The sequence below is a fragment of the Paraburkholderia sp. RL17-347-BIC-D genome, assembly GCF_046027915.1.
Lineage (GTDB): Bacteria > Pseudomonadota > Gammaproteobacteria > Burkholderiales > Burkholderiaceae > Paraburkholderia.
The window spans coordinates 31,462-47,076 of the sequence record NZ_JARESS010000059.1 but is presented as its reverse complement, the minus strand read 5'-3'; the positions used below and the strand labels follow the sequence as shown (position 1 = coordinate 47,076).

The 15,615-nt window shown below is 58.3% G+C and carries 13 protein-coding genes and 2 pseudogenes; 5 read left to right on the top strand and 10 right to left on the bottom strand.

What is annotated here, in order from left to right:
- Positions 1-154: 154 nt before the first annotated feature.
- The 3 genes from P0D96_RS41055 to P0D96_RS41045 all read left to right on the top strand — a co-directional run bounded on the left by P0D96_RS41055 (position 155) and on the right by P0D96_RS41045 (position 2,342).
- Entirely contained in the window at positions 155-664 is a 510-nt protein-coding gene (locus P0D96_RS41055) for a nuclear transport factor 2 family protein (protein ID WP_132379622.1), read from the top strand.
- A gap of 95 nt (positions 665-759) precedes the next feature.
- Entirely contained in the window at positions 760-1,872 is a 1,113-nt protein-coding gene (locus P0D96_RS41050) for a Gfo/Idh/MocA family protein (protein WP_408319569.1), read from the top strand.
- 230 nt (positions 1,873-2,102) lie between these two features.
- The gene (locus P0D96_RS41045) at positions 2,103-2,342 is read left to right on the top strand and encodes a hypothetical protein (protein ID WP_408319567.1); all 240 of its coding nucleotides are present in this window, start codon (positions 2,103-2,105) and stop codon (positions 2,340-2,342) included.
- 75 nt (positions 2,343-2,417) lie between these two features.
- On the opposite strand, the gene P0D96_RS41040 is transcribed toward P0D96_RS41045, so the two are convergent.
- The 6 genes and pseudogenes from P0D96_RS41040 to P0D96_RS41015 form a co-directional block, all read right to left on the bottom strand.
- A complete protein-coding gene (locus P0D96_RS41040) occupies positions 2,418-2,957 on the bottom strand; it encodes a MarR family winged helix-turn-helix transcriptional regulator (RefSeq protein ID WP_408319565.1) in 540 nt (179 codons plus the stop codon).
- Positions 2,958-3,181: 224 nt separating this feature from the next.
- Positions 3,182-3,945, bottom strand: a pseudogene (locus P0D96_RS41035) (SDR family NAD(P)-dependent oxidoreductase).
- Positions 3,946-3,963: 18 nt separating this feature from the next.
- Positions 3,964-4,347, bottom strand: a complete 384-nt coding sequence (locus P0D96_RS41030) for a nuclear transport factor 2 family protein (protein ID WP_408319563.1) — start codon at positions 4,345-4,347, stop codon at positions 3,964-3,966.
- A gap of 360 nt (positions 4,348-4,707) precedes the next feature.
- Positions 4,708-5,214, bottom strand: coding sequence for a nuclear transport factor 2 family protein (locus tag P0D96_RS41025; protein WP_408179520.1), 507 nt, complete (start codon positions 5,212-5,214; stop codon positions 4,708-4,710).
- Between the two features lie 1,038 nt (positions 5,215-6,252).
- Positions 6,253-7,419: a porin gene (locus P0D96_RS41020; RefSeq protein WP_408179521.1), complete on the bottom strand. Its 1,167-nt coding sequence runs from the start codon at positions 7,417-7,419 to the stop codon at positions 6,253-6,255.
- A gap of 242 nt (positions 7,420-7,661) precedes the next feature.
- A pseudogene (locus tag P0D96_RS41015) lies at positions 7,662-7,897 on the bottom strand (outer membrane protein assembly factor BamA); the annotation flags it as partial.
- A gap of 414 nt (positions 7,898-8,311) precedes the next feature.
- On the opposite strand from P0D96_RS41015, the gene P0D96_RS41010 reads away from it, so the two are divergent.
- Positions 8,312-10,405, top strand: a complete 2,094-nt coding sequence (locus P0D96_RS41010) for a phosphocholine-specific phospholipase C (RefSeq protein WP_408319561.1) — start codon at positions 8,312-8,314, stop codon at positions 10,403-10,405.
- Between the two features lie 731 nt (positions 10,406-11,136).
- Here the strand turns inward: P0D96_RS41010 and P0D96_RS41005 are convergent.
- Together P0D96_RS41005 and P0D96_RS41000 are read right to left on the bottom strand one after the other, a co-directional pair.
- Positions 11,137-11,889 (bottom strand): SDR family NAD(P)-dependent oxidoreductase, encoded by a 753-nt coding sequence (locus P0D96_RS41005; RefSeq protein ID WP_408319559.1) that lies wholly within the window; start codon positions 11,887-11,889, stop codon positions 11,137-11,139.
- 56 nt (positions 11,890-11,945) lie between these two features.
- Positions 11,946-12,530, bottom strand: a complete 585-nt coding sequence (locus P0D96_RS41000; RefSeq protein WP_408179524.1) for a TetR/AcrR family transcriptional regulator — start codon at positions 12,528-12,530, stop codon at positions 11,946-11,948.
- A 336-nt stretch (positions 12,531-12,866) separates the two neighbouring features.
- Between P0D96_RS41000 and P0D96_RS40995 the strand changes: the two genes are divergently transcribed.
- Positions 12,867-13,934 (top strand): alpha/beta fold hydrolase, encoded by a 1,068-nt coding sequence (locus P0D96_RS40995; RefSeq protein ID WP_408319557.1) that lies wholly within the window; start codon positions 12,867-12,869, stop codon positions 13,932-13,934.
- 49 nt (positions 13,935-13,983) lie between these two features.
- Here P0D96_RS40995 and P0D96_RS40990 read toward each other — a convergent pair whose 3' ends face one another.
- Both P0D96_RS40990 and P0D96_RS40985 read right to left on the bottom strand, forming a co-directional pair.
- A complete protein-coding gene (locus P0D96_RS40990) occupies positions 13,984-14,796 on the bottom strand; it encodes a class I SAM-dependent methyltransferase (RefSeq protein WP_408319555.1) in 813 nt (270 codons plus the stop codon).
- Positions 14,797-14,919: 123 nt separating this feature from the next.
- Positions 14,920-15,486 carry a cysteine dioxygenase family protein gene (locus tag P0D96_RS40985; RefSeq protein ID WP_408319553.1) on the bottom strand — a complete coding sequence of 189 codons (567 nt, stop codon included), beginning with the start codon at positions 15,484-15,486 and terminating at the stop codon, positions 14,920-14,922.
- Between the last annotated feature and the right edge of the window lie 129 nt (positions 15,487-15,615).

Here is a 15,615-nt window from a genome sequence, read left to right as displayed (position 1 = left end):
ACGGTGAAGTGACCGCTGGCGTATTCCGACTCGGCCGTCAGGTTACATTCCGGATTTGCTAGTGGATCGCGCTCGCGGTCGGTTTCAATCCACTCACCCAACGGCGTGGCACCGATTTGCTTCAGCCCCGACGGTTCAATCAAGGAGACCCAAGTTGGATGCGAAACTTCAGCAGCTACTGGATGAAGCGGAGATTCGCCGCGTTCATATCCGCTATTGCCGCGGCATCGATCGGATGGACTGGGACCTCGTGCGGTCGTGTTATCACCCGGATGCGATCGACAGGCACGGCGTGTACAACGGAGGTGTCGAAGGTTTTATCGACTGGGCAGCCGAGTTGTTGCCGAACTTCGAATCGACGCAGCACTTCACCGGCAACCAGTATGTCGAGGTCCACGGCGACGTGGCGTTTGCGGAACACTATGCGCAGGCAAGCCACCGCACGAAACCCGACGGCGACAAGCCTGCGATGGATTGGGTGGTGAACATTCGCTACGTGGACCGCATGGAGCGGCGAAACGGTGAATGGCGAATTGCCGATCGGGTGGTCGTGCTCGACTCCCAGCGATCGGACCCGGTTCCAGGAGATCTGGCACCGCTCGAAAATTCCAATGTTGGACGCCGTGACAAGGAAGACCCATCGTACAAATACCAGATCGTATGAGGGAAGCGGCCGGTGTCTGCGGCCGGCTCCAAAGGGCCAACCTGTGAGATCAGGCGCTCAAGGTTACTGCAGTTACCTAAACGTTAGAGGAAGCAATGGAAGGGAAATATCGTGTCGGTATCGTCGGCCTGAGCCCAGGACGCGGTTGGGCGGCGACAGCCCATATTCCGGCCTTGCGGGCCTTGTCCGACGTCTTTGAGCTCGCAGGCGTGGCGAATACGAGCCTCGCGAGTGCGCAGGCCGCAGCCGCCGCGTTCGGCATTCCGCGGGCATTCGAAAGTGCCGCTGCGCTGGCCGCATCGCCGGACATCGATATCGTCGTCGTCACCGTCAAGGTTCAGCACCACAAGGAAGTCGTCACGACAGCCCTGCAGGCGGGCAAGAGCGTATACAGCGAATGGCCGCTCGGCAATGGGTTCGAAGAAACCATCGCGCTTGCCGAACTCGCGCGCGAGAAAAAGGCTTTGGCCGTCGTCGGCGCACAGGCGATCGCCTCCCCCGAAGTGCAGTTCATGCGCAAGCTCGTCGCGGGCGGCAAGATCGGCGATGTCCTGTCTTCGACGTACGTCGGATCGGGTTTCAGCTGGGGCGACGACATCCTGCAGGGCGACGCATACGCCATGGACAACCGGAACGGCGCCACACTGCTTTCCGTGATCGGTGGGCACGCGATTTCGGCGATTGATGCCGTCCTCGGCGACATCGAACAGATCGGCGCGGTGCTCTCGCAACGCAGGCAAACCGCGCGCGTCATCGAGACGGGCGAAACCGTCGAGATGAAAACGCCCGACCACCTTATGGCGAACGCGGTTCTGCGCTCCGGAGCGCCGCTGTCGTTGCAAATCCGCGGTGGCGTGCCGCGCGGGACGAAGCTGCTGTGGGAGATCAACGGAAGCGAGGGCGATCTACGCGTCACCGCGAGGAATGAATATGTCCCGGCGGTCAACATCTCGCCCTTGCGCGTCGAGTTCGGACGCAAAGGCGAGAACGGCTACGAGGAACTCGACGTCCCGGATCCGTTCCCGATCGATGCCGACGATGCCGTTGCAGCGCGCAATGTCGCTGGCGTCTATCGGTTGATCGCCGATGATCTGCGCCATGGCACTCGCACGGCGCCCAGCTTCGATCATGCGCGCGCACTTCACAAAGTGCTCCATGCAATCGAGCAGTCGAGTGAAACGGGCAATCGGGTCAGGGTGAGCAAGTAGCAAGTGTGTGCGGCTCTCGTATGCGCCGCACACGCACATGAAGCGTGAAGACACGAGTGTGCAGTGCCTCATCCTGTCCATGTTCGGCCGAGGCCGCGAGCGGAACGCTGCAAGCAGGTTGCAGGTGATGGTCCTGACTGGCCTCGCGGCGGACGCGAACGTCCTTTTGGTGTGCGAGGCCGGTCAGTTGGTCGTAGTCACGCGATCAAGGCGAGCGTGTTAAGAAGAAGATGATGGCTAGCGCAGGAAAGTCGTTACGCTCGATGGTGGAACACTGGCTTGCTCCTACCTCGATGGACATCGTGCATGTGGTCGAATTCAAGAACCAGCGTGCAACGCGGCAATGCTATGTGTGCGTCGAAGCACGCAGGGCCGCCGGAACCGCGGCATTGTTCTTCTTTCGCCACAAGGACGGACTCTGGTGTATTTTTCCGCCGAGCCGGGAGCGTCCGACGATGCGCGTGGTGTGAGCGCACCGCCGCTCTCCGCACGCCGATCAGCAATGTCCCCACGACATCGTCGTTGTGCCAACGACCGGCCGGCGGCTAATCGATCACGGAGTCGCTCTGAGACATCTGAATCAGGTTCGATTCGATCTGGTGCATGACCTTCCAGAAGACACGCATGTCCTTCTGCGAGATTCCGTCGAGCGACTCCGAAATCATGTCAGTCAGATCAGGCAGCAATTCGTCGACGAGACGCTTGCCTTCTTCCTGTAGCATGACGAAATACTTTCGCCTGTCGTTTGGATCGCGGACTCTCTTCACCAGGCCGCGCTTCTCCAGATAGTCGAGGGCGGGGACCGCGGTCGTCGACGCGATGCCTACGCGCTTACTGAGTTCGAGTTGATTGACCTCGCCGCGTTCGGCGAGCACGCGAAGGTAGTACCAATACGCAATCGGAATAGTTTCCCTGTCGAGGATCTTCTGCCCCTGGGCATCGTAGAGTCGGTGTACCGTTCGCGCGATCCATGGAACGGTTCTGCCGCGATCATCAAAAACGTCTGATGCTCTCTTCGCTGTCGCCTCGACTAATTTGGGAGCGCTCGGGGCTGCCTTGGTTGCAGATGAATTGGATTTGGGCATTCACTCATTCCTCGCCATGGGATCGAGCCATCGGTCGGTGCTACCTGTTCAAAATGGATTCAACCAAAACGAAATGATACAGCAGGATTAACACCGCCTCTATGGACAGCGAGGCGAGAAACGGCGTCGGTTGCGGCAAGCGGTACACCTGCACGTCCTGAGCGTTCCGTGGAGGGCGGGACCGTCTCGGTTGACAGGACGGCCGCATCAAGCACATAGCAGCATCAAATGGCGAGGAATCCCCCGTCGACCGCCAGTTCGGCTCCCGTCACGAAGGACGCCTTGTCCGAAAGAAGCCAGACGGCGGCAGCAGCAATCTCCTCCGGGACGCCGATTCTTCCCAGTGGGTGACTGGCTCGAATCTTCTCGATCAAGTCGGCAAATTGCGGATCGGACACCAGTGCCTGAACCATTGGCGTGTCCACCGCACCTGGGAGGATGGCGTTGACTCGGATATGCTTGTCGCCATAGTCGACCGCTGCGCCTTTTGTCAGCCCCAGCACACCGCCCTTGGAGCCACAGTAGTCTGCCGCACTGCGCATCGCTACGCGGCCCAGCGTGGACGAAGTATTGACGATGGACCCGCCACTCGTTTGCAGCATGGCGCGTATCTCATGCTTCATGCAAAAGAACACACCGTCGTAATTGACTGACTGAATTCGGCGCCATTGCGCGGCGGTCAGTTCGTGCAGCGGGACGTTCGTCTGCGAAAGACCGGCATTGTTGAATGCGCCATCGAGCCGGCCACACTTGTTCAATGCCGCAGCCACGAGTGTTTCGACTTGTTCTTCATCGGCCACGTTCGTGGCCTGGAAGATTGCGTCACCGCCCGCCGGATCGCCGAGATCGTCTCCTCTCCCGCCGCAACATCAATATCGGCGACCACTACGCGCGCCCCCGCCATGGAACACGCGAGCGCCGCCGCCCGCCCAATACCCGAGCCACCGCCGGTGACGATGATGGTCTTGCCTTCAAGATCGCGATTCATTTCTTTGTCCGCCATAGATCAATGCTCGAACAGCGGCGAAGTATCGGCGTAGATGCGGCATTCATCGATCAACTTGTCCTGCAACTTCCAGATCGTCACGGCCGGAATCGTCAGCGTCGATCCATCCTTGCGTGTGTAAGTTACGGATATCTGGGAAACGATGACATCCTCGAACGCCCATACATTGACGAGGTCGTGTTTGATGCCAGCAAGCAGCCTCAGGAAATTCTGTGAGGTCGCTGCAGCGTTTACGCGACCGATGACAGGATCGCTATTCGCATGGACGAATGTGCAGTTCTCGGTCAGACAGTTCGCGAACCCCTGCTCGTCCATCGAATCGATCGTTTCATAAACTTTTGAAACAAACTCGTTTACTGCTGCGGGTGTCTGCATAAACAACATCGTGAGTCGTCTCCTTTTTGATGATTGGGTCCATCACAGTTGCCGATGTGAAGCATCCCCTGCGCGGAACGCACTGGGCGCGCCACACTTCTGGTGAAATCGCTTTGGTATGCCAAAAGCGGCAGCAGTCGCTTGAGCGCTCGCTTGACTCGTGTTAGCGACGCCGGCAATTTCGACGTCGTCAGACGAAGCGCGCAGCGCTGGTATGTGAGCCGCAATCGGCCAACTGCGTTACGCACTCAAACCGATGATGCCAACATTGAATCGTCCATCCATGGTCAGTCGCATCTGGCGTGACGCATCAGGCAGCACGTCAAATGTTCGCTTCGGCGAGCCGTACCGCCGAAGCGCTGCGCTTTATCACAGGCCGTACTCGTACGATGGGTCATCGCGATCGCGCCGCCCATAGTTCCAGTCGCCCAACGGCGCAGAGTCAGTGCTTACCGGGATCGTGCGCTCTGAATCGTACACAACGATGCGGTCAACAATTCTCCATTCGTCATCACGCTTTTCCAGGCGATCGACATATCGCACGTTCACAATCCAGTCCGCAGCGGGTTTGCCGTCTGCGGGTTTCGTGCGGTGAAACGCCTGCGCGTAATGCTCCGCGAAAGCGACATTGCCTTGCACCTTCACGTATTGGTTACCGGTGAAATGCATCGTGGTGTCGAAGAGAGGCAACACTTCCCCGGCCCATTTGATAAAACCTTCGACGCCACCTTCGTAAGCACCATGTCGATCAATGGCGTCCGGGTGATAGCACGAACGCACGAGATCAAAGTCCATTCGGTCGATGCCTCGACAATAGCGCATATGAACTTCACGAATCTCCGCCTTGTCTTGAAGTTCCTGACTCTTAAAATCCAATTTGTGTCTCCCAGTTCAAGTAAGAAACTGAGGCACATCGCCCCAACTCAACCTCGGCGATCGCCTCGACGCCCTGCCTCACTTTCCCTACACCGCTACCGCGGCTATCGCACCGCGAAAAAAGATCTACGACTATTAGATTTATGTCGCATGATGCATCATGGTATCATTAGAGTCAAGTGCTTGCCGGTAGCGCCTGATGGGTCCGCTTCAAGTAGATCTCAGCACGCCGGCGCCGCTAGGGAAAGTCCCCAACTGTCCTTGACGATATGAACTCGCCGGTGGGCGGGCACTACACCGGTGCGGGAATAACACTCGGGCTCGCGTTGACGTTCGGATATCTGGCGGCTATGTCAATCGCTGGAAACAGGCAGGCGGAGGTAGACAGCAATGCATATATCCCTACCGCCTCCACCTCTGAGTTGCGCATTGCCTGATAGCCAATTGCTTGCTGCGTGACTGAAGACGGCAGTGTCAACTGTATCGACGAAATGAGGTGACTGGCATGAAGCGACTTGTTTGCGTGATAGGCCTGCTTGCTGCTGCAGGCTTGACAACTCTGGTACTTGGATGGAGGGAGCCGGAACCGTCAGACGAGCCGTCCGGCAAGATTGCGTGTGCTTACTATGGCGAGACTTGCGTGTCTCCAGAGGCTATTTCCAAAGCCTACTTCCGCCTGTTTCCATGAGATCTTCGCTCAGTTCCGGTGCGCGCTTGTGGTCCGGATAACAGGCTCACTGTTTCGGCATCGTTTTGGTGTGCGCCAGCTAGCGAAACGGCGGTGTCGCCGCCCGCTCGGAGCGCGTTGACAGCCGAAATTTCCTTGGGCGTCATCGTAGTCCTCGACACGAACTGTCGAGCGCCCGATACGCACGTCTGTTGAGCGCGCGCAAAAGTTGGAGAGACTCCCAAGGAAGACCGCTTGTGCTTTCGGCAGCGGTATCGGTTTCGACTGGAGTACGCTGCCGGTTGTCCGGCTCCATGCGTATCCATGTTGTCGAAAACCTAAAAACCGCCCTAGTGTTTGACACAGTAAGACTAGAACTTATGCCGGATCCCGATACGAGCGACCGCCTGATGACGATTCGAAGAAGGCGGCAAATCAGCGATGTTCGCGACCGCCGCGTGCCCGGTCGAGTCGTTTCCGCTAACCGTCTGCCACTCGCCTGAAAGATAGACATCGGTGCGCTTGGACAGCGTGTGATTCACACCGGCGGAGAACTGATTGTATTTCGCGCCCCCAATGGTTTGAGTCACGGCATTCCCTTTCAGGAAGTTATAAGCCGCTCCAACCGACCAATCCGGGGCAATCAGGTACTGCAGGCTGACTTCCGCATCGTTGAAATCCGCACTGCTTCCACTAAGCGCGGCAATGTTCGAATAGCGAATGTTCGAATAGGTCGCGCCCATGACGACGCGTCCGAACTTATAGGAACCGCCGGCCGCTACTACCTGGTACGTTCTTGCCGATGCATAGCCGCTGTAGATCGGGCTCGCGGTCAGCCCGTTCGACGTCGCGGTATCGCTTGGGTTGCTCCCGAACAAAGACGCCGCCGGATTGTTGACGTGTGAATATGCCACGGACATGCCAAGCGGGCCCCTCACGAAATGGGCTCCGAAGGAGTATGCCTGGTTGGTTGCAAGCGAGCCTGGCACACCACCGAAGCTATAGAGACCTTCGAAACTCAACCCGCCGAAGTTGGGGCTCTGGTACTTGACTGAATTGTTCTGGCGACGCGTGAAATTGAAATTGTCGAGGTCGCCGGGATGTGCCGCGTGATCCGAGCCAAGATTTGAATCACCGAATTCGTATATTCCGACGTAGTCGACGATGGGATCATATTGCCGCCCGAGCGTCACGGTGCCATACCGGTCACTCGACAATCCTACAAAGGCCTGACGGCCAAATTCAGCGCCGCCTTGCGCGAGATTTCCGGTGTTGAGTTCAAAGCCGTTCTCAAGCGTAAAGATCGCCTTGAGGCCACCGCCGAGATCTTCGGAACCTTTGAGTCCCCAGCGGGATCCGTTCAGCCCGTTGTTGGCATCGAGTCGGAACAGTCTGCCGCCGCTTTTGCTGCCGGCAACAGGCGCATTACTGATTGCTTCGAAACCCTCGTCAATGATGCCGTATAAGGTAATGCTGCTTTGCGCGTACGCGGCAGGGACAGACACAACAAAAGCACATGTCACTATGACTTTTTTCATTAGCAAACTCGCAGGATGCCGGCGTCGCCCGCAGCGCGTGGAAAGCGCAAGCAGGTCCGACGACGCCGAAGCGGAAGAAAGAAGGCAAATCAAAGCCAATGGACGAAACGAACGCCGGCTCGATTTATTCCTCTGACTTTCAGAAAAGAGTTCGCGAGAGTTCTTGCAGCTCCGAATAACGTGGGCGACTGCGGTTGACCAAGCGTGAGCCGAGATCAGTTATCGGGAGGATATCGACGAGCGATCTGGCGTGTTTCACCGCGCATCACTTCGTCGCGCGTACGCGTGTTGCCCATCACGTTCACGCGGCGCACATACACCCGCCCGCTCGCGTCGATCTGCATCGTGAGGTCAAGCGTGTAATGCGTCTGGTCGATCTATGGCTGTGCGGTATCAGTGCGATTGCGTAGCCATATGCGCCCTCCTTGTGGAATGTCGCTTTGGCGGTGGCTTGCAGCTTTTCCGCGGAGAAGCGCTCAGTGTTGACGTTGCCGTCGCGCGCAATTGCGAAATTTGACCTTTCCCCGACGCCTCTTCCTGGCAGACAGCCGACGCAAATTGCATCAAGCAAATGACTTTGCGCCTTACATTTCTCAACGTGCTTCCTAGCGTTTCACTTACTCCAAACACACACATCCAGAAACCGTTGGCATGATCCGGCATATCGGCGAAGCAGACGTACTCAGTGCCAAAGTCAGCTCGCCACATCTCGCCCCATTTCTAAAGCAGTTGCCACATTTCGGTCATGTTCAAGGCCCATTCTCCCGGATGCCTTACGCGGTTGCGAGTCAACAGTTGTCTCCTGTAGCGCGTGCCGTGAAGCCACGAGTTCCTTATCTTCTGGCTGCACTGGACGCCGTTTCCCTCAATCAACGGCAAATAAACAACGAACATGACATCAAACAGTCGACGTGATTTCCTGAGAGCCGCTGCGCAAGCGGCCGGCGCGGCCACCGCACTGGGTGCAGTGCCTCTAGGTATCCGCAGTGCGCTGGCGATACCCGCGCACAATGCGACCGGCACTATCGAAGACGTACAGCACATCGTTGTCTTCATGCAGGAAAATCGTTCCTTCGATAACTACTTCGGATCCCTACGCGGCGTGCGCGGTTTCGGCGATACGCGCCCCATTCCGCTTACAACCGGTAAGTCCGTATTCTTCCAGCCCGCCAACAACGCCGACGGCTATGTCTTGCCTTTCCGCCCCGATCTTCCGAATCTCGGTCTGCAATTCGTGCAGGATCTGGATCACAGTTGGCCCGGCACTCATGCGGCATGGAACAACGGCCGCTATGACCAGTGGGTGCCGGTCAAAGGCACGACGACGATGTTCCATCTAACGCGCGAGGACATCCCGTTTCACTATCAGCTGGCCGACTCATTTACGATTTGCGATGCCTATCATTGCGCGGCCATGACGCCGACCGACCCGAACCGTTACTACATGTGGACCGGCTGGGTGGGCAACGACGGAACCGGAGGCGGCCCGGTGATCGATAACGCCGAAGCCGGTTATTCATGGAGCACATTCCCGGAAAAGCTGGAGGCCGCCGGCATATCGTGGAAGGTCTACCAGGACATGGGCTCCGGTTTGAATCCGTCGACCGGCTGGGGCGACGACCAAAATCCCTTCATCGGCAACTTCGGAGATACGTCGCTTCTGTTCTTCAAGCAGTATCAGAACGCGCAACCCGGCAGTCCGTTGTTCGAAAAGGCACGCACGGGCACACAGGTCGAGGTAAGCGGGACCTACTTCGACATACTCAGAAAGGACGTGCAAAACAATACGCTGCCTCAGGTTTCGTACATCGTGGCCCCGGAAGCGTTTTCGGAACATGGCAACTGGCCGCCGAACTACGGCGCATGGTATGTCGACCAGGTTCTTCAGGCACTCACGTCCAACCCGGAAGTATGGAGCAAGACGGTGCTGCTTCTGACCTACGACGAGAACGACGGCCTCTTCGATCATATGCCGCCGCCGTATGCATCATCCACACCCGAGACTGGCCTTTCCACAGTCTCCACGACGAACGAGTTTTTCGCGGGTTCGGGCAAAAATCAACCCGGTCCCTATGGACTTGGGCCGCGCGTACCGATGATCGCCATCTCGCCATGGTCGAAGGGTGGTTACGTGTGCTCCGAAGTCTTCGACCACACATCGATCATCCGGTTTATCCAGAAACGTTTCGGGCACGGCAACAGCCTGGAGGAGCCGAACATTACGGCATGGCGCCGCACGGTGTGCGGAGACCTGACATCGGTTTTCAATTTCAGGAATCCAAACGACAGCTTCCCGCAACTGCCGGTCACCACCTTTCCGGCGGACAAGAACCGTCACCCGGACGTCATACCAGTCGTGCCGAGCACCCAGTCACTGCCGCAACAGGAATTCGGTGTGCGGCCGGCACGCGCACTGCCGTACGAATTCTTCGTTCGCGGCGGCGTGAACGCACAAGGCAACGCGTTCCGTTTGCACATGACGAACACGGGGCACGCGGGTGTGAACTTCCTGGTCTATTCGGGCAATGCGACGGATCTGCCGCGCAGCTATACGGTTGAAGCAGGCAAGGATCTTTCGGACGATTTGATGCTCGCTCCGGGTGGGAGCTACGACTTTTCCTTGTTCGCACCCAACGGCTATCTGCGCCGCTTTGTAGGCAAGGCAGGCTCTACGCGCAATCAAGGAACAGCGGTTCAGATTGCCGATGGCTACGATGTCGCAAACGGCAATCTGCAACTGCGTCTGACGAACCCGGGTAAAGAGCGATCTGTTTTCAAGGTCGACAGCGCCTACAACTCGCCGATAAGCGGCGAGCGCAGCGTGCGCGGCGGTGATGTCAGCGTTCTGATGATTGATCTGCGAAATTCATTCGGGTGGTACGACCTGACAGTGACAGTCGACTCTGACAAAAACGCCCTGTGGCGCATTGCCGGTCACGTAGAGACCGGGCGCGACAGCGCATCAGATCCAGCGCTTGGAGGCTGAGGTTGAGTCGCTAACGCCAGCCGACCGGTCGTCAACTTCTTGAGGGTAGTTGACGATCGGGACTCCATCCAACGGGTCATGAGACCGCCACGGTCAGTAATGAATGGGCCGGTACGGCCGCTGGTTATTTCATCCTTCACCCCGCGGGCATAGGTCCCGTCGATCATGGAAAAACCATTTCTAGCCATGCAGATGTTCACCAGGGTAATCGGGTCGATATTCCGCTGCAGGCACCCTGCATGGGCACGCGCAAATTGTCGCCTGGCAGGCGACAGCGACGAGACAAGTCTCTCGCGCGGCTTATCGGGCAATCGCATTCTCCCGGCAATGTTCCTGCTCGCCACGCTCAGCGCGTGCGGAGACAACAGCAATGCGCCGGACGCCAGTTCCACATCAGCGTCGGCAACCGCGCCTCAGATTTCAGTTTCGGCACAACCGTCTGCCGCTACCCAGGATACGTCAACCGGCCTGCCCCCACCACCATGGACAGCCTCTGCGCCGCAGTCCTCTTCAGACGCGTTGCTGTCGCCCGTGATTCATACAGTGGACTAGCGGGAGGCAGCAGATTCCAGCAGCAGAACTGCTCGGCCGTGCGGACATTCCATGTATGCTCGGCCACAACCGGACGGTTGCAGCCCGCTCGCTGAGGCCGGGCCGTCCATTCAGGTGGCCCGTCGTGGCACCGCGAATCGTGAACGCCGATCGAAACGATGGAACAGGTCACCAGACGGTCATAGCGCCATACCACCGTCGATGGTAAGGCTCGAGCCAGTCATGTAGCCTGACTCCTTGCGGGCGAGGTAGGCAACCAGACCGGCGATCTCATCCGGATCGCCAGCGCGCCTAAGCGGAATGAGCGGCTTGATCGCGTCGATATGATCGGCCGTCATGTCCGTTACGGTTGGCCCGGGTTGAATGTTGTTGACTGTAATGCCCCGGCCAGCCAGGTCAATGGCGATACCTTTTACCATGACGGCAACTGCAGCCTTCGTCATTGAGTAAACGCTCGAACCCGGATGTCCGCTTCGCACCGCTGTGTTGCTGCCGATCGTAATGATCCGGCCACCTTCAGTGAGACGCGCAGCCGCGGCCTGAATGGCGAGAAAGACACCACGCACGTTGATGTCCAGCATGCGGTCAAGATTTTCCACGCTCACCGTCGCGACGTCACCAAGCATCAAGATGCCAGCGTTGACAACCGCAATATCCAGTTTTCCAAAATGATCCACGGTCTGCGCGACGGCTGCCTTGATAGCAGCCGGATCCGCGTTGTCAGCCTTGATTGCAAGGCCAGACCGCCCGGTGGCCTCGATTGCCCGAACCGTTTCGGCGGCTCGCTCCGGCGCCGAAACGTAGGTCACCGTTACGTCGGCGCCCTCTCTTGCCAGACGTCTCGCCGCGGCCGCGCCAATGCCTCGCGAGCCGCCAAAGACAATGGCAATCTTTCCTGTAAGTCCGCAATTCTCGTTCACCAGCATCTCCATTGTTGACAGATCAGTCCATAATTGGGCGCGCGTCGACCACGTCAGGCTTTCCTTGTCTAGCGCGGTCTAAAGCGGCTGATTGCAAATCTGGCCTGTGCGCGCAGACTCCTAACGTCCCCACCTGCACGGGCCCCGAGCTGAATGCCTTGCATCGTCATCTGCAAAAAGGCGGCTGCTTCGCGGGCGTCGATGGCGAGGTCGACTTCTCCGCATGCCTGTCCCTCACGGATGCGTTCGACCAGGCGCCTGAAAAGCCTTGGGCCCACTTTGCTTCGTAGCATCACAAGATCCGGATCCGCAGTACCGAATTCACTGACAGCGCCGACACCCATGCACCCGAGTGCACGGACGCTGTCATCTTCGGCTATGAGGCCGAGCAAAAGCGCCTCGATTCCACGTAACGGCGAGGCACTGCTATTCAGACGCTCCAGGTGGCTCGCATTGCTTTCCCGTTGATATCGCTCCAGCGCTTCAAGGTAGAGCTTCCGTTTGTCACCGAACGCGTTGTAGAGGCTTTGCCGCCCGATGTTCATGGCAGCGAGCAGGTCTTCGGTTGAAGTCGACGCGTAGCCTTTCGCCCAGAACACGCGTGTAGCGCGGTCCAGTGCCTCGTTTCGATCGAACTCTCTAGGTCTAGCCATGGCTTGAGGATATTCATTATGGACTGGTATGTCAATAACGTTCGATGCTACTGCCGTTGCAGACGTCAGAGATCGCATCCCAGACCTTATTCAGTGCATGGTCTTCGCCATGATGGGAGATTTGCTAGTGGTCTAATAGCGCCGCTGCCGTCGCATCATTGCGGTGACTGTCGCGCGATTGCGAAGACGTGGCCGCAAGATTCAAGCGGGCGCAAAAAGCGAACGCTGAGGTGACAAGCAAGAGAATATTGTCGCCTCGTCAGAGCAGTCGGTAACGTTGTTCTCTAGAATGAGGCATCCGTTCCGATGCTCCACTCAAATTCGAGGATTCCATTCATGAGATTTTCGACTGTATTACGCCGCGCCTGCTTTTCCTTTCTTGTTGTATTGCTCCCCTCTCTCGCTTCAGCACAAGACTATCCCACTCCGCGTGAAGGCGACTGGATCGCGCCAAGCTTCACATTCCATACTGGCGAAACCCTGAACAATGTTCGCCTTCACTATGTGACCGTCGGCGACCCCACGAAGCCGGCGATTCTCGTGCTTCACGGTACGAACCAAACCGGCGCGAGCATGTTGACACCGCACTTTGCCGGCAAGTTGTTCGGACCGGGGCAACCGCTCGATGCGACGAAGTATTTCATCATCCTGCCCGACGGACTCGGCATCGGTAAGTCCACCAAGCCCTCCGATGTTCTGCGCGCTAGCTTTCCGCAATACGACTATGACGATATGGTGTCCGCACAATATCGGATGGTGACCGAAGGACTCGGGATTCATCATCTTCGCCTTGCCCTCGGCTATTCCATGGGCGGCATGCAGGTCTGGCTTTGGGGCGAAAAATATCCGGACATGATGGATGCGCTCGTACCGATGGCGTCCCAGCCTACCGAAATGTCCGCGCGCAACTGGATGATGCGCCGCATGTTCGTCGAGTCGATCGAACAGGATCCGGCGTGGAACCATGGCAACTATACGACTGAGCCTCCATCGTTGCGCCTCGCCGGCGCGATGTTCGCAATCGCCACCAGCGGCGGCACGCTCGCATATCAGGCGCTGGCTCCGACACACGCGAAGGCCGACAAGATCGTCGACGATATGCTGGCGGCGCCGCAGAAGAGCGATGCCAACGATGTCCTCTATCAATGGGCGTCATCGGCCGACTATAACGCCGCGCCGGGACTGAGTCACATCCAGGCGCCTTTGCTGGCGATTAACTCCGCGGATGACGAACGCAACCCGCCCGAGACCGGCACGATGCAGATGTCGCTCAAACAATTGAAGAACGCCCGCTTGCTGCTGATTCCTGCCAGCGCCGAAACCCGCGGACACGCTACATTAGCCGACGCGACGTTCTACGCCCAGCAGCTTGGTGTTTTCATGAAGGAGACTGCCACGCACTGAGACGGCCGTGCATGCTCGCCCTGATTTGGCAGGTCATGGCGCCGACCATTCAGGGCTTTCTCGCTGACGCGAGCACACACGGCATCGGGACTTGTACCTCACCATTGTCCGTGTACGATGCCGCATCGTCGGACACAGCTTTCTGGATCGAAGCCAGCGCCTCCGGTGACTGCGCCTTCAAGATCGCCGCGATGCGCACACCTCCGCGCATCAGGACGTCGAAGGGCGTTTCGGGCGCGCGGATACGCAACGTTTGACTGACTTCCTCAATGCGAGGCTCAACGAAGCCCGCATCGAGCAGCGCACGCTCCGACTCGTGCGAGTCGCTGAAGCGGAAGAAGGGAGGCCCAGAGGGTAGCGGGACGTCTATGCGACCGTGCTTCTCAATGGCCTTGAGCACCATCCCGAATCCAACGGTCTGGTCCGGCGGCGCCCAAACGGTAAACGCGATTCTGCCGCCCGGTCGCAGCACCCGTAATGCTTCGGCAAGCACCGCGTCGGGGCGAGCGAAATGCAACATTCCGAAGCTGATACCGACCGCGTCAAAACTCACATCCGGAAAAGGCAGATCTTCGGCACTGCCGGGACGGAAAGCGAGGTCGGGAAAAATGCGTTGCGCTTGCTTGACCATCGCGTCCGCGAAATCGACGCCAACCACATCAGCGCCGCGACGTGCCGCCGCTGCCGCAAGATAGCCGGGACCTGACGCGACATCGAGAAACTGGACGCCGGCACGAACCTCTAGCGCATCCAGCAGCGCATCATTGGACTGCGTCGTCAGTTCGCCAAAATACGAGTGATATGCTAATGCGACCGTTTCCCAACCCTGATGCTCAAAGGCGCTGAATTCGTCTTGTTCCATGTCACCCCTCCATGAGCGTTTGCCCTGCCGCGACACCGACATGGGTTCGACGCGATCCGCGCCGACGCATGGTGTTCAGGTTAGTGGCATTCGGTCACCGTTCGAAACCAGAGATTGTTGCAGCTACGCCAGCTTCAGAATGAAGGGCGTTTCGCTGCGCTTGTCGGAATCAAACTGGGAGCGGTCGGTGAAATTAACGTGCTTCCCATACACGTGCAGTGATAGCGTGACATGATCGGACTCGTTGCACACGCTGTGGATCGTGCCGCTAGGCATCGCGAGCACGTCGCCGGGACGGAACACTCTTTCTCCGCTCTGGCGCAGCTCCGCGTAGCCTGGGCGCGTGCGGTCGTCCGTCCGTTCCCAGAACACGTTCTTTTCCGGGCCGTCCACGCCCCCGACAATCGCCCACGTGCCATGGTCATGCGGCGGTATTCCACGTCCGGGAAGCCAACTCACGGCGAACACCGCGAGCGTATGGTCTGGCTCCTCGTGGAGCACGTGCACACCAAAACCCTGTGCGCTGTCCGCCTGGTAGTGGCGTGGCTCGAGCCAGGAGCAGGAGAGCGCAAACCGTTGCACCAGCGGCCGCATCGTCGCGATGACCCAATGCTCATCGCGCCCTTCGCAAGCGGTGTGCCGCAGGTCAGTGATGAACCGGTTAAGAGAGTACGCGTCGTCTTTCATCATCTTTCCTTCACCTCGGTGGCTTCCGAGCCCCAGTCCCACCGAGCCGGCACTGAAGCTTTGCTAAACTATTTACAGACCTCGCCGGCCGCCGCCGCATCTGGACTCCGATAGCCGTTCACCCGGCTTTAC

Excerpts from the sequence above, each read along its gene's own strand:
- P0D96_RS41050 (WP_408319569.1), top strand. The coding sequence starts at position 760 with ATGGAAGGGAAATATCGTGTCGGTATCGTCGGCCTGAGCCCAGGACGC.
- P0D96_RS41045 (WP_408319567.1), top strand. The coding sequence starts at position 2,103 with ATGATGGCTAGCGCAGGAAAGTCGTTACGCTCGATGGTGGAACACTGG.
- P0D96_RS41040 (WP_408319565.1), bottom strand. The coding sequence starts at position 2,957 with ATGCCCAAATCCAATTCATCTGCAACCAAGGCAGCCCCGAGCGCTCCC.
- P0D96_RS41030 (WP_408319563.1), bottom strand. The coding sequence starts at position 4,347 with ATGTTGTTTATGCAGACACCCGCAGCAGTAAACGAGTTTGTTTCAAAA.
- P0D96_RS41020 (WP_408179521.1), bottom strand. The coding sequence starts at position 7,419 with ATGAAAAAAGTCATAGTGACATGTGCTTTTGTTGTGTCTGTCCCTGCC.
- P0D96_RS41010 (WP_408319561.1), top strand. The coding sequence starts at position 8,312 with ATGACATCAAACAGTCGACGTGATTTCCTGAGAGCCGCTGCGCAAGCG.
- P0D96_RS41005 (WP_408319559.1), bottom strand. The coding sequence starts at position 11,889 with ATGGAGATGCTGGTGAACGAGAATTGCGGACTTACAGGAAAGATTGCC.
- P0D96_RS41000 (WP_408179524.1), bottom strand. The coding sequence starts at position 12,530 with ATGGCTAGACCTAGAGAGTTCGATCGAAACGAGGCACTGGACCGCGCT.
- P0D96_RS40995 (WP_408319557.1), top strand. The coding sequence starts at position 12,867 with ATGAGATTTTCGACTGTATTACGCCGCGCCTGCTTTTCCTTTCTTGTT.
- P0D96_RS40990 (WP_408319555.1), bottom strand. The coding sequence starts at position 14,796 with ATGGAACAAGACGAATTCAGCGCCTTTGAGCATCAGGGTTGGGAAACG.
- P0D96_RS40985 (WP_408319553.1), bottom strand. The coding sequence starts at position 15,486 with ATGATGAAAGACGACGCGTACTCTCTTAACCGGTTCATCACTGACCTG.